Raw genomic sequence first — 13,365 nt, 5'->3', positions numbered from 1 at the left:
ATGGCATAATGAGACTTGGCGTCTCACTGGTGGAACACATGGATTTGCTCGCACTGACCGATTTCAACCTCGTTGCCCGGCACGGCGGATTTGGACGGGCCGCCCGCGCCACCGGCCGCCCCAAGGCCACGCTCTCGCGCCGGGTCGCGGAACTGGAGGCCGGTCTCGGCCTGCGCCTGCTCGAGCGGGGCGCCAACTCGCTAAAGCTGACCGAGGAGGGGCGCGCACTTCATGAGCGCACTTGGGCCTTGCTGGCGGAAGTCGACGAGACGGTGGCGGCGATCGTGTCGGGCGGCGAGACGCCCCAAGGCAGGTTGCGGATCAGCGCGCCGCTGCTGTTTTCACACGCCGCCATGGGCAAACTGGCCGCTGGCTTCGCGCTGAAATATCCCCAGGTGAGGCTGGAGGTCACCACGGACGACCGCGCGGTCGACATGGTCGAGGAAGGCTACGACCTGGTCATCCGCGTTAATCCGGATCCCGATGCCAGTCTGGTTGGACGGATCTTTCTGCGCGATCGACTGGTCGTGGTGGCGCACCCGGATCTGCACCGGCCGACGGACCAGTCCGCCGTGCCGGCCGTGGCGCGCGGGACGGGCGATATGAGCACGGTGTGGAGCCTGGCGGCGCCGGCGGGGAAGTCGACCGTCGCCGTCGAGACGGTGCTGCGTTTGTCATCGCACTTCATGGTGCGCGACGCAGTTCGGCTGGGTACCGGCGCCGCGCGCCTGCCGCTGTCGCTGGTGCTCGGCGACCTCGCGGCCGGTTCACTGGTGGCTTGGGGTGATATCGATGCACCCGATGTCGCGCTGTGGGTGCTGTATCCCTCCAGGCGGCTACTGAGTGCCCGCGTGTCCGCGTTCCTCGGCTACCTGAGGGAGGCTTTTCCGAACGGTACGCCAGACGAGCTGGCCGCCTATATCACGCCCGCTTGAAACCGAATACAGTACTCTGCTGTTCACGCGCAAGACCTGCCGGTTGGCGGCGCAATCCGCCCCTCGGGCATGCTTATGGAATAACCCGAGGCGCAATTGCATCGCCAGCCGGCCCGTCACGCCACTGGTTGATGGGTGGCGTCATGCGCACCGCCAGCATGTCTTTTTCCACCGCGCTGTCGAGGCGTATGCCGACGTCGTAGTCCTCCCCGATCTGGTAGACGAAGCCGTCGTTGCTGTCGATGTCGAGTGGAAACCCAAGTCGCGATGCTAGCCCGCCGTCCAGCCGCCGCCGATTGCCTTGACCAGCTGCACGCCGGCCTGGCGGTAGCGGGTAGTCAGGTCCAGTTCGCTGCGGGCCGACTGCAGATACGCCGTCTGCGCCGTCACGACATCGAGGTAGCTGGCCGCGCCCTGGTCGTAGCGTTTCTTGGCCAGGTCCAGCGCGCGCTTGGCGGCTGCCGCCGCCAGATGGTCGGACTTTGCCGCCTCGTCGTAGTTGGTCAGCAAGGACAACTGGTCTTCCACCTGCTGGAAAGCGGTCAACACGACCGAGCGGTAGCGCTGGCCCGCTTCGTCCAGCACCGCCTCCGCGTTGGCGATCTGCGCCTTGCGCCGGCCGCCGTCGAGCAGGCTGACAGCCAGGGTCGGGCCGACCGCCCAGAACAGGTTGGACGCCTGCGCGAAGCGGCCGAAGTCGCCGGACTGCAAGCCCCCTGCCGCGTTCAACGTCAGTGAAGGGAACAGCGCCGCGCGCGCCACGCCCACCTGGTCGCTGGCGGCGGCCACGCGCGACGCGGCGGCGGCGAGGTCCGGCCGGCGCTGCAGCAACTGCGACGGCAAGCCCAAAGGCAACGCCGGCGTGATGAAACCGTCGCCGGCCGGGGCCACCGCGAAGTCGGCGGCGTTGGCGCCAACCAGCGCGGCGATCGCGTGCTCCTGCACATTGCGCTGCGCCTGGCGCTGGCGCAGCAGCGAGCGGGTCGATTCGAGCTGGGTCTCAGCGCGCGCCAGGTCCAGCCCGGAGGCGCTGCCGCCGTCATGGCGGTGGGTGATCAGGTCCGCCTGGCGCTTGTAGGCGGCTTCGGTCTCGCGCAGCAGATTGAGGTCGGCGTCGGCGCCGCGCAGCGCGAGCAGCGTGTCGGCCAGCTGCACCTGCAGCGACAGGCGCGCTGCCCCCAGGTCGGCGTCGGCGGCGCGCTCCTGCGCTACGCCCGCGCTGACCTGCTTGTCGATGCGACCCCACAGGTCGATCTCGTAGCCGAGATCGAATTCCAGGGTACCGCTGTCGTACTCGCTGGGCGAGGTGGCGCCGCGCAGCGGTTTGAGATCGGACTGGCGCAGGCGCTGGCCGTTGAGCGAAGCACCCAATGTCGGCGATTGCGCCGCGCGCAGCACGCCGGTGGCGGCCTGCGCCTGGCGGTAACGCGCCAGCGCGCTGGCCAGGTCCGGGCTGTTGGCGATCAGCTGCCGTTCCAGCTGATCGAGCTGTGGATCGGCGTACATGGTCCACCAGTCGGCCGGCAGCATCGGCGCCTGGTCGTTGGCGGCGGCCCAGCCGGGCGGCACGTCGCGGAAGCCGGCGGCCATCGGCACCGCCGGCGGCGTGCGCGGCGGCGCGTCGGCGCACGCCGCCAGGGCCAGGGTCACGGCCAGAGTCACGGGGGTGGCGTAGCGGATCTTCACGGCTTGGCCTTGGCGTTGGGGGTTGCGCCGGCGGCCGCGACACGCACCAGGTCGCCCGTGGCGACGCCGTCCGGCGGATTGGCGATGACCTGGTCTCCTTTGTCGAGGCCGGCGGCCACCTCGACCGCGTTGCCGAGGTCGCGTCCGACGGTGATGCGCTTGACCACCACGTGGTTGTCCTTGCCCAGCACCGCCACCTGGGTGCCGGCCTTGTTGAAGATCAGCGCGCTCGGCGGAATGCTCAGCGCCCCGCTCGACAACGGCGCATCGAAGTGGATCGACGCGTAGCCGCCCGGCAGCAGCTCGCGGCTGTCGTTGCGCACCGTCAGCTGCACCAGCATGGCGCCGGAGTTGGCGTTGATGGCCTGCGACAGCGACTGCACGGTGGCGGTGTAGACCTTGCCGGCGCGCTCGGGCACGGTCAGCTCGGCCTGGTCGCCGACCTTGATCGCGGCCACCTGGCGCTGCGGCACGTTGACGTAGACGCGCAGGCGGCTGATGTCGGATACCACGAACAGCTCGCTGCCGGGCGTGCCGCCGACATTGATCAGCGCGCCGACGTCGGTGTTGCGCGCGGTGACCACGCCATCGAACGGCGCCACCAGGCGCGTGTAGCGCTGCAGCGCCTGCACCCGGTCGACATTGGCCTGCATGGCGTTGACGGCCGACTGCTTGGCGGCCAGGTCGCCGGCCTTTTCATCGGCTTCCTGGCGCGAGACGGCGTCCGCGTCCAGCAGGCCCTGCCAACGCTTGGCGGTGCTGGTGGCCAATGTCAGGTTGCTGCGCGCGCTGGCCAGTTCGGCCTTGGCCTGAAGCAGTTGCTGATCAAGGTCCGGGGTTTCGATGTCGGCCAGCGTCTGGCCGGCCTTGACCGGCGCGCCGATGTCGACCTTCCAGTTTTTCAGGTAGCCGCTGACGCGGGCATAGATCGGCGCCCTCGCCCACGGCTCGATGCGCGCCGACAGGTCGATCGAGGCGCCCGCCATCTGCCCGGCCGGCAGGATGCTGACGGCCGGCACCAGCGGCGCGCTGGCTTCCTTGACTTGCTGCGCCTCGGAACGGCGGCTGATGACGCCGGCCGCGACCAGCGCGGCGGCCAGCACGATGAGCCCCAGAACCAGCGGCTTGTGCCCTTTACGGGGAGTGTTAGTTGGCATGGACGGGTGCTCCGGAAACAGGTTGGTCGTTATGCGGCGACGGGGTCGGCGAGGCCTTGGTCCCGGGCGCGTGTTTTTTGTGCACGATGCTGAACACCACCGGCACGAACAGCAAGGTGGCGGTGGTGGCGAAGATCAGGCCGCCGATGACGGCGCGGCCCAGCGGCGCGTTCTGCTCGCCGCCGTCGCCCAGGCCCAGCGCCATCGGCAGCATGCCGATGATCATCGACAGCGCGGTCATCAGCACCGGACGGAAGCGCACCGAGCCCGCCTCCAGCGCGGCGGCGGTGGCGTCGCCCAGTTCGTCGAGGCGTTCGCGCGCGAACGAGATCACCAGCACCGAGTTGGCGGTGGCCACGCCCATGCACATGATGGCGCCGGTCAGCGCCGGTACCGACAGCGTGGTGTTGGTGGCGAACAGCATCCAGACAATGCCGGCCAGCGCCGCCGGCAGCGCCGAGACGATCACGGCCGGGTCGAGCCACGACTGGAAGTTGACGACGATCAGGAAGTAAATCAGTACCACCGCGCCCAGCAGGCCAAACAGCAGTCCGGAGAACGCCCGGTCCATGGTCTTGACCTGGCCCAGCATCTGCGCCGACGCGCCCTTGGGCAGCTCCGCCTTGGTGTCGGCCAGCAGCTTGTTGATGTCCTTGGCGACGGCGCCGAGGTCGCGGTCCTGCGTGGTGGCGTAGATCTGCACCATCGGTGCGATATCGTACTGGCTCACCAGCGCCGACGCGGTGCCGCGTTCGAAGCGCGCCACGCCGCCCAGCGTCGTGCCGCCGGTGCTGGCGCCGTTGCCGACCGGCAGATTGGCCAGCGCCGACAACGAATCCAGCTGCGGTTGCGGGGTCTGCATGACGATCGGGTAGCTGACGCCGTTGGCCGGATTGAGCCAGAAGGTCGGCGCCACCTGCGACGAGCCGGCCAGGTTGACGACCATGCTGTTGGTGACGTCGCGCGTGGTCAGGCCCAGTTGCTGCGCCTGGCCACGGTCGACATCGACATTGAACACCGGCGCCTTGTTCGATTGCTGGATGCGGGCGTCGGCCACGCCGGGAATGGCGCGGATGCGCTTGAGCAGCTTCTCGGCGTAGACGTAGTTGTCGGCGATCTTGCCGCCGCGTATCTGCACGTCGATCGGCGCCGGCGAACCGAAGTTCAAAATCTGGCCGACGATGTCGGCCGGCGGGAACGAGAAGGTGGTGTCTGGGAACTCCTCCGGCAGCACCTTGCGCAGCTTGCGCACATACTCGGCGGTCGGCGCATGCTCCTCCCCCAGCGCGATCTGGAAGTCGCCGTCCTGCGCGCCCATCATGCCGGTGTTGTTGTAGACCATATTGATCGAGCTGGCCGGCATGCCGATGTTGTCGGTCATGGTGACGATTTCGCTGGCCGGAATCACGCGGCGGATCGCCTGGTCGATGCGGGCGAAGCGCGCGGCGGTTTCCTCGATGCGGGTGCCGACCGGCACGCGCGCGTGGATCAGCACCTGGCCGGAATCGACCGACGGGAAGAAGTTACTGCCCAGGAAAGGCACCAGCACGAACGACGCCGCCACCACCAGCAGGAAGCCGATGACGAACGGCGGCCGGTTGCCGATCGCCGATTGCAGGATGTCCATATAGTCGGCACGCACCTTTTCAAAGCGCGCCTCGAAACCGCGCTGGAAGCGCACCAGCGGGTTGCCCGACGGCTGCGGCGCGCCGTGGCCGCCGTGCGCGTGGGCGTGGCCCTCGCCGGTATCGTGCGGTGTCAGCAGGTAGTTGGCCATCGTCGGCACCAAGGTACGCGACAGGATGAACGAGCAGATCATCGCAAAGATCACTGCCTCGGCCATCGGCACGAACAGGAAGCGCGATACGCCGTCTAGGAAGAACATCGGCACGAACACGATGCAGATGCACAGCAGCGAGACAAAGGCCGGCGTGACGATCTGCGCGGCGCCATCGAGGATGGCGTTTTCCACCGACTTGCCCTGCTCCAGGTGCCAGTTGATGTTTTCGATGGTGACGGTGGCGTCGTCGACCAGGATGCCCACGGCCAGCGCCAGCCCGCCCAGGGTCATCAGGTTGAGCGACTCGCCGATGGCCGACAGCGCCACGATGGAACCGAGGATCGACAGCGGGATCGACACCGCAATGATGATGGTCGAGCGCCAGCTGCCAAGGAACAGCAGGATCATCAGCGACGTGAGCGCGGCAGCGATCACGCCTTCCGACGCCACGCCCTTGATGGCGGCGCGCACGAACACCGACTGGTCGTTGATCGGCGTGACCTTCAGCGCGTCCGGCCAGCCGGCCTTGAGCGTATCGATTTTCGAGCGCACGCCGTCGACGATGGCCAGTGTCGACGCCGAACCGTTCTTCAGCACCGACATCAGCACCGAGCGGCTGCCGTCGACGTGCACCACGTTGGTCTGCGGCGCGTTGCCGTCGTGGACGTTGGCGATGTCGCCCAGGTAGATGGTGGCGCCGTTGACTACCTTGACCGGCAGACGCGCCAGGTCGGCGATGGCCGACGGCGCGCTGTTGAGCTGGATCGTGTATTCGAGCGTATCGATTTTCTGCGTGCCGACCGGCGTCAGCACGTTTTGCGCCGCCAGCGCGTTGGCGATGTCCTGCGCCGACAGGCCGCGCGCCTGCAGCAGCGCCGGATCGACGTCGATCTGAACTTGCCGCTGCTTGCCGCCGTACGGCAGCGGAATGGCCGCGCCCGGCACGCTGACAAGCGGCGTGCGCACCGTGTTGGTGCCCAGGTCCGACAGCTGCTGTTCCGACAGGCCCTTGCCCGACAAGGCCACCTGCAGGATCGGCACGGTGGCGGCGTTGTAGTTGATGATCAGCGGCGGCGTGATCCCGGCCGGCATCTGCTTGAGCAGCGCCTGCGAGATCGCCGTCACCTGGGCGTTGGCCACCGCCACGTTGACGCCGGGCTGGAAGAAGATCTTGACGATGCTCACGCCGGTGTACGTATTGGCCTCGATGTGCTCGATGTCGTTGACCGTGGTGGTCAGCGCGCGCTGGAACAAGGTCGACACGCGCCCGGCCATCTGGTCGGGCGGCTGGCCGGTGTACTGCCACGCCACCGCGATCACCGGGATTTTGATGTCCGGGAAAATGTCGGTCGGCGTGCGCAGCGCCGCCAGCGGACCGGCGATCAGCAGCAGCAGGGCCATGACCACAAACGTATAGGGACGCCGGAGCGCCACGCGGACGATATCGATTAACACAAGTTACTCCCAGGACGAACCGGCCGGACATGACGGCGCGCCGTGGCACCGCGCGTTCCCGGGCAAGCCAGGAATGCGGACGCCACAGCGCGACGACATGTCGGCCAATTGCTACATTAGTGAATCAATTTTAGCCGTTTTATCGTTATTGACGGTTTAAGAATTGTTTCTGGAATGTATCAAGCATGCGCATCGACGCCAATGCGGCAATCGAGTTGTGCGATGCGCGCAACGCGGCGGTGCGGTTCCTCAAATGAAGGCTCGATAACGCACATACAGCACGCATAAGGCTGGCGAATTGCCATGGGTAAATGTTATCCTTCATTTGCCTACCCATATGCTTTCCAAGGAAACAGAAAAAATGACATTGCATGCCGAAACATCGTTCGAACAGGCCGATCTGGCTACTTTGCTGGAGCGCAGCGACGACAGCGCGCTGGACACCCTGGGTTTCGGTGTGATCGGGTTCGACCAGAGCGGCCAGGTCAAGCGTTACAACGCCTTCGAATCGCAAGCGGCGGGCCTGCGGGCGGAGCGCGTACTGGATCAAGACCTGTTCCTGGCCGTCGCGCCGTGCATGAACAACTTCATGGTGGCCCAGCGCTTCGCCGACGCGCGCGCAGAAGGCGCGCCGCTCGACGACATCATCAACTACGTGCTGACCTTGCGCATGCGCCCCACCAAGGTCAAGCTGCGGCTGTTGTACCAGCCAGGCGCCGCGCTGGCGTACGTGCTGGTGCTGCGGCCGTGAGCGCCGCCGGCGAGCATCCTGACGCGCAGGAATACGAGTCGCTGTTGCAGTTCCTGTACATGGCGCCGGTCGGCCTGGTGCAACTGGCTGCCGACGGCGGCATCCAGATGCTCAATCCGCTGTCGGCGCAACTGCTGATGCCGCTCAGCCGCGACGGCGGCCTGACCAACCTGTTCGAGGCGCTGGCGCCGGTCGCGCCCGACCTGCGCCAGCAGTGCGCCAGCTTCGCCGAGCCGCAAGGCCAGGTATGCGACGCCATCCGCCTGTATCTGCATGCAGACGACAAGGGCGGCGGGCCCCAGGTGATGTCGCTCAGCATGTTGAAGCTTGGCCCGGATCGCCTGATGGCGGTGCTCACCGACGTCACGGTGCAAGACCGGCGCGAGCGCCAGTTGCGCAAGACCGACGCCTGGCTCAATGCCATCATGACTAACATTACCGATTATGCACTGGTCAGTCTCGACCGCCAGGGCCGCGTCGAATCGTGGAACGAAAGCATCCAGCGCGTGACCGGCTACGATGCGGCCGCCATCAAGGGTCAGCACTACGCCCGTTTCTATCCCGACGGCGCCACCACCGAGGCACAGCAACTGGACCGCCTGCGCGAGGCCGACGAAAACGGCTGGACCCTGGACGAAGGCCTGCGGCTGCGCGCCGACGGCAGCCAATTCTGGGGCAGCGCGATGATTTCGCCGCTGCCGCTGCGCGGCGACGAAGCCGCTTCTGCGAGCACCGGCGCCGAGGCCCTGCTTCCAGCCGCCGACGACGAAGCGGCGTATTGCATGATCATCCGGGACATTTCCGACAAGCGCGACGTCAGCGAAGACTTGCGCAAGGCCACGTACAGCGACCACCTGACCGGGTTGTCGAACCGGCGCGGCTTCTTCGAGGCGGCCGACCTGGAGCTGACGCGCCGCAAGAAAGCCGCGCGCCCGGTCTCCCTGATCGCCATCGATGCCGACCACTTCAAGGCCATCAACGACCGCCACGGCCATCCGGCCGGCGACGCCGTGCTGGCCCACCTGGCGCAGACCATGCGCAGCGTGTGCCGCCAGGTCGATGTGCTGGCGCGCGTGGGCGGCGAGGAATTCGCCATCATCCTGCCATCGGTCGCGCTCGACGACGCGCTGGCCATCGCCGAGCGCCTGCGCGCCCAGGTGGAACTGACGCCGGCAATGTACGAGCAACAGCCGATCGCCTATTCGATCAGCATCGGCGTGGCCGTGATGGACGACACGCTGGCGGGCTTCGACGGCCTGATCAAGCGCGCCGACGAGGCCCTGTACGCGGCCAAACGGCGCGGGCGCAACCAGGTGGCGGTCTGGGAACCGCCGGCGACGGAGCAAGCATGAGCGGTGATACCGACCTGGCCTACGAAGCGCTGATCCAGTTCCTGTATCGGGCGCCGGTGGCGCTGATCCAGCTGCAACAAGACGGCGCCATCGAAATCCTCAACCCGATGGCGGCGCGCCTGCTGATGCCGCTCGCGCCCGACGGCGAGATGGAAAACTTCTTCCACGTGCTGCGCCGGCACGCACCCGACCTGCCGCAGCTGTGCGCCGACTTTTCCGCCGCGCAGGGCGTCATCTGCGAAGGCCGCCGCATCAGTATCGAGGCGACCGACGGCAACCCCGAGGGCCCCGCCGTACTCTCGCTCGGTCTGCTCAAACTCGACGACAACCGCCTGATGGCGGTGCTGCTGGACGCCACCCATGAAGTGGTGCGCGAGCAGCGCATGCTGGCCAGCGCGGCGCAGGTCGACACGCTCACGCAGTTGCCCAACCGGGCCGGCACGCTGACCCTGTTGCGCAAGATGGCCGCGCGCGAACGCGCCGCCACGGGCGACCATTGCGCGCTGCTGCTGGTCAACCTGGACCGTTTCAAGCAAGTCAACGATACGCTCGGCAACGCCGTCGGCAACCAGGTGCTCGCGCTGGTGGCCGAACGCCTGCGCGCGACGGTGCGCTCGAGCAGCCGCCCCGCCGGCGGCGGCATGGCCGTGGAAACCGCCACCCACGTCGGCGGCGACGAATTCACCGTGCTGCTCGACGGCTTGCCGGAACGGGCGATCGTCGAGCGCATCGCCGGCCGTTTGCTCGAGCGCCTGGGCAAGCCGTATCGGGTTGGCAACCAGGAACTGGCGCTCACGTTCAGCCTGGGCATGGTGATGCTCAACGACGGGGCGCACGACGCCGACGACTTGCTGCGCGACGCCGCGATTGCCATGACCGTGGCCAAGTCCCAGGGCGGCAACCGCATGGTCGCGTTCCAGCAGGAGATGCGCGACCAGGCCCTGCTGCGCAGCAGCCTGGAAGCGGATTTGCGCCTGGCCATCGAGCGCGCAGAATTGTTCAATGTGTACCAGCCGGTGGTCGGCCTGATGGCCGACGGCCGCATGGACCCCAGTGCCGGCGTGGAAGCGCTGGTGCGCTGGCGCCATCCGGCGCGCGGCCTGGTCGGTCCGATCGAGTTCATCGGCGTGGCCGAATCGACCGGCATGATCCATGCGATCGGCGAGCAGGTGCTGGCCACGGCGTGCCACGATTTCGTTGCCTGGCAGCGGCAATTGGGCGGAGACGCGCCGCGCCTGCTGGCGGTCAACCTGTCGCGCGCCCAGTTGACGCAAGCCGACCTGTGCGACAAGGTCGCCGCCATCCTCGCCGACACCGGCATGCCGGCGCTGCAACTGCAGCTGGAAATCACCGAGAGCCTGGCCGCGCAAGGCGCCGACATCCAGCAGCAACTGCTCGGGCTAAAACAACTGGGCGTCAAGTTGGCGCTCGACGATTTCGGCACCGGCTATTCGTCGCTGTCGAGCCTGCACCTGCTGCCGGTCGATACCGTCAAGATCGACCGCTCGTTCGTCAGCCTGGCGGCCAGCAGCGCGCACCACAAGGTGCTGATCGAGGCCACGGTGCTCGTCGCGCGCAGCCTCGGCATGACCACGGTGGCCGAAGGCATCGAAACCGTGGAACAGGCCAACGTGGCCCATGCGCAGGGCTGCGACAAGGGACAAGGGTATCTGTACAGCCGGCCACTCGAGAGCGCCGCGCTGTTGCAATGGCTGGAGAGGCAGCACGCGCCAGCGGCGGGTTGAAACGGGTCGGGGTAACGGTCTTCAACTTGTAGTGCGATAATAGTCACAGATGACTTCCACCGCCAAGCCCACCCGCCAGCCGCATGACGCGGCCGACATGAAACCCTGCTGCGCCGCCTCGCGTCCGCCCGTCGGCAGTCCTTCGACACCGGCGCTCCCGGGCGCCACGCAGTCCGTCGCGCCGGTGGCCGTGCCCGAGCCGCGCGCCATGATCGCCTTCCCCGCCGTCGACTTCCTGATGGGTACCGATTACGCGCGCGCCAACCACGGCGACGGCGAAGGCCCGGTGCGCCCGGTGACGCTGTCGCCGTTCGCGATCGACACTTATCCTGTCACCAACGCCGATTTCGCCGAGTTCGTGGACGCCACCGGCTATGTCACCGCGTCCGAACGCTACGGCAACTCCTTTGTCTTCCAGGGACAAATCCCGGCTGGCCGCTACGACGAACTGGTCATCGACACGCTGGCGGCGGCGCCGTGGTGGTGTCTGGTGGAAGGCGCGTCGTGGCGGTCGCCGGAAGGGCCGGGATCGACCATCGCCGGGCGCATGACGCATCCGGTGGTGCACGTGTGCTGGGACGATGCGATGGCCTACGCGGCCTGGAGCGGCGGCGTGCTGCCGACCGAGGCGCAGTGGGAATATGCCGCGCGCGGCGGCCTGGAACAGAAGCTGTATCCGTGGGGCGACGAGCTCACGCCGCAGGGACGCTTCCTGTGTAACACTTGGCAGGGCGAATTCCCGGACGTGAATACGGCTGCCGACGGTTACGCCGCCACCAGCCCGGTCGATGCGTTTCCGCCGAACGGCCATGGCCTGTATTCGGCGACCGGCAACACCTGGGAGTGGTGCCTGGACTTCTGGGGCACGGCTTTCAATGCCGACGCCAGCGCCGATCCGCAGGGCCCGGCGCACGGCGACGCCCGCGTGATGAAGGGCGGCTCTTTCCTGTGCCACGCTTCGTATTGCAACCGCTACCGGCCGGCCGCGCGCACGCGCAACACGCCGGACAGCGCGGCGTCCAACATCGGCTTTCGCTGCGCCAGGGCGCTGCCCCACCCTGCCGCTACCGTCGCTGCCGGCTAGCCTTTGCCGGCTTTGGGCGCCGGGTCCGGGTACTCGACCGAGGCGACGTGCTCGCGCGCCATGTCCTCGGCCATCCGGGCGACGATGTCCGGATGCGCGGCGGCGATGTTCTTGCTCTCTTTCGGATCGCGCGACAGGTCGTACAGTTCGAGCGGGCCATCGCGCGTCAGCCGCACCGCTTTCCATTTTCCCCGGCGCGCCGCCTGGCGGAATTCGGGATCGTAATATTCCCAGTACAGCAGCCGCTCGGCCGGCTGGCGCGCCGGATCGACCAACAGCGGCTTGAGGCTGACGCCGTCCGTCTTTTGCGCCTGCGCGCCGGCCAGATCGAGCGCCGTCGGCAGGAAATCGGGGAAATACACCGGCACATCGCTGACGGCGCCGGCGGGAATCTTGCCGGGCCAGCGCACGATCCACGGATCGCGGATGCCGCCTTCGTACATGTCGCGTTTGTACCCGGTCAGACCGCCGTTGGAGTCGAAAAAATCGGCGACACGGGTTTGCTGCGCCGTCGGCTCCGACCTTGGTCCATTGTCCGAGGCGAAGAAAATCACCGTGTCGCGTTCCAGCCCGGCGCTGGCGATCTTGTCGAGCAGCCGGCCGATGCCCTGGTCGAGATAATGGACCATGGCGGCGTAGGTTTTCTCGTCGTCGGCCCAGCCGGCGCGGTCGGCGTACGGACCGAAATCGGGCGCCGTGAACGGCGAATGGGGACTGTTATAGGCCGTGTACAGGAAGAACGGCGCATCGCGGTGGCGCTCGATGAAGTCGATCGAGTCCTCGGTGACCATGAACGGCTCGTAGCGGCCATGCTTGCCGTTGGCGTTTTCCGGGATGTCGACCAGTTTGTCGCCATGGACGCGCTGCGTTGGCCAATAGCCGGGCGTCTTGTCGAACTGGATCAGCCAGCCCTTGAATTCGTCGAAGCCGAATTTCGGCGGCGTGGCGCTGGCCTCGAAGCCGTCCAGGTGCCACTTGCCCATCAGGCCGGTGCGGTAACCGGCCGCCTGCAGATACTGCGCGACGGTGCGGTCTTCCGGCACCAGGTTCGGACGGCGCCAGAGCTGCGCGCTGCCGCCCTTGGTGCCCAGCTTGCCGCCGGCGATGGCGGTGTTGTCGCGGATGCGCGCATGGCCGGTATGCAGGCCTGTCATCAGCGCGCAACGCGACGGCCCGCACACAGGCGCGCCGGCGTAGCCCTGCGTGAACAGCATGCCCTCGCGGGCCAGACGGTCGATATTGGGCGTGGCGATCTTGCGTTGGCCGTAGATGGACGCGTCGCCATAGCCCATGTCATCGGCCAGGATGAAGATGATGTTGGGACGCCGCTCCCCCGCCGCCGGCGCGGCGAACACCGGCGCGGCGGCGATGGCCGCCAGCGCGCCGAGGATGAATTCTCTACGTAACATAGGTGCTTTCG

9 protein-coding genes are annotated in these 13,365 nt (G+C 67.4%); 5 read left to right on the top strand and 4 right to left on the bottom strand.

The features are described from left to right. Positions 1-38 precede the first annotated feature (38 nt). Positions 39-935, top strand: coding sequence for a LysR family transcriptional regulator (locus ACZ0BA_RS06530; protein WP_463450512.1), 897 nt, complete (start codon positions 39-41; stop codon positions 933-935). Between the two features lie 270 nt (positions 936-1,205). On the opposite strand, the gene ACZ0BA_RS06525 is transcribed toward ACZ0BA_RS06530, so the two are convergent. Genes ACZ0BA_RS06525 through ACZ0BA_RS06515 form a run of 3 tightly spaced genes read right to left on the bottom strand, consistent with a single transcriptional unit; the run spans position 1,206 to position 7,013 of the window. Beyond that, entirely contained in the window at positions 1,206-2,621 is a 1,416-nt protein-coding gene (locus ACZ0BA_RS06525; protein WP_463450511.1) for an efflux transporter outer membrane subunit, read from the bottom strand. Continuing rightward, positions 2,618-3,778 (bottom strand): efflux RND transporter periplasmic adaptor subunit, encoded by a 1,161-nt coding sequence (locus tag ACZ0BA_RS06520; RefSeq protein ID WP_463450510.1) that lies wholly within the window; start codon positions 3,776-3,778, stop codon positions 2,618-2,620. Before ACZ0BA_RS06520 ends, ACZ0BA_RS06525 begins: the two co-directional genes overlap by 4 nt. Further along, positions 3,768-7,013, bottom strand: a complete 3,246-nt coding sequence (locus tag ACZ0BA_RS06515; protein WP_463450509.1) for an efflux RND transporter permease subunit — start codon at positions 7,011-7,013, stop codon at positions 3,768-3,770. The genes ACZ0BA_RS06520 and ACZ0BA_RS06515 overlap by 11 nt, the downstream gene beginning before the upstream one ends. Before the next feature lie 361 nt (positions 7,014-7,374). Here ACZ0BA_RS06515 and ACZ0BA_RS06510 point away from each other — a divergent pair, with 361 nt between their 5' ends. Genes ACZ0BA_RS06510 through ACZ0BA_RS06495 form a run of 4 tightly spaced genes read left to right on the top strand, consistent with a single transcriptional unit; the run spans position 7,375 to position 11,945 of the window. Then, positions 7,375-7,764 (top strand): phosphonate transporter, encoded by a 390-nt coding sequence (locus ACZ0BA_RS06510; RefSeq protein WP_463450508.1) that lies wholly within the window; start codon positions 7,375-7,377, stop codon positions 7,762-7,764. After that, positions 7,761-9,116 carry a sensor domain-containing diguanylate cyclase gene (locus ACZ0BA_RS06505; RefSeq protein WP_463450507.1) on the top strand — a complete coding sequence of 452 codons (1,356 nt, stop codon included), beginning with the start codon at positions 7,761-7,763 and terminating at the stop codon, positions 9,114-9,116. The genes ACZ0BA_RS06510 and ACZ0BA_RS06505 overlap by 4 nt, the downstream gene beginning before the upstream one ends. After that, the gene (locus ACZ0BA_RS06500; protein ID WP_463450506.1) at positions 9,113-10,861 is read left to right on the top strand and encodes a putative bifunctional diguanylate cyclase/phosphodiesterase; all 1,749 of its coding nucleotides are present in this window, start codon (positions 9,113-9,115) and stop codon (positions 10,859-10,861) included. The genes ACZ0BA_RS06505 and ACZ0BA_RS06500 overlap by 4 nt, the downstream gene beginning before the upstream one ends. 49 nt (positions 10,862-10,910) lie before the next feature. Beyond that, positions 10,911-11,945, top strand: a complete 1,035-nt coding sequence (locus ACZ0BA_RS06495) for a formylglycine-generating enzyme family protein (protein ID WP_463450505.1) — start codon at positions 10,911-10,913, stop codon at positions 11,943-11,945. Here ACZ0BA_RS06495 and ACZ0BA_RS06490 read toward each other — a convergent pair. Further along, entirely contained in the window at positions 11,942-13,354 is a 1,413-nt protein-coding gene (locus ACZ0BA_RS06490) for an arylsulfatase (protein WP_463450504.1), read from the bottom strand. The genes ACZ0BA_RS06495 and ACZ0BA_RS06490 overlap by 4 nt on opposite strands. Positions 13,355-13,365 lie beyond the last annotated feature (11 nt).

This window comes from Duganella sp. AC917 (assembly GCF_979258245.1).
Note: the sequence above shows the minus strand (reverse complement) of the source record. Positions and strands in the feature narration are given on the sequence as shown.

Excerpts from the sequence above, each read along its gene's own strand:
- ACZ0BA_RS06490 (WP_463450504.1), bottom strand. The coding sequence starts at position 13,354 with ATGTTACGTAGAGAATTCATCCTCGGCGCGCTGGCGGCCATCGCCGCC.
- ACZ0BA_RS06530 (WP_463450512.1), top strand. The coding sequence starts at position 39 with ATGGATTTGCTCGCACTGACCGATTTCAACCTCGTTGCCCGGCACGGC.
- ACZ0BA_RS06495 (WP_463450505.1), top strand. The coding sequence starts at position 10,911 with ATGACTTCCACCGCCAAGCCCACCCGCCAGCCGCATGACGCGGCCGAC.
- ACZ0BA_RS06520 (WP_463450510.1), bottom strand. The coding sequence starts at position 3,778 with ATGCCAACTAACACTCCCCGTAAAGGGCACAAGCCGCTGGTTCTGGGG.
- ACZ0BA_RS06500 (WP_463450506.1), top strand. The coding sequence starts at position 9,113 with ATGAGCGGTGATACCGACCTGGCCTACGAAGCGCTGATCCAGTTCCTG.
- ACZ0BA_RS06510 (WP_463450508.1), top strand. The coding sequence starts at position 7,375 with ATGACATTGCATGCCGAAACATCGTTCGAACAGGCCGATCTGGCTACT.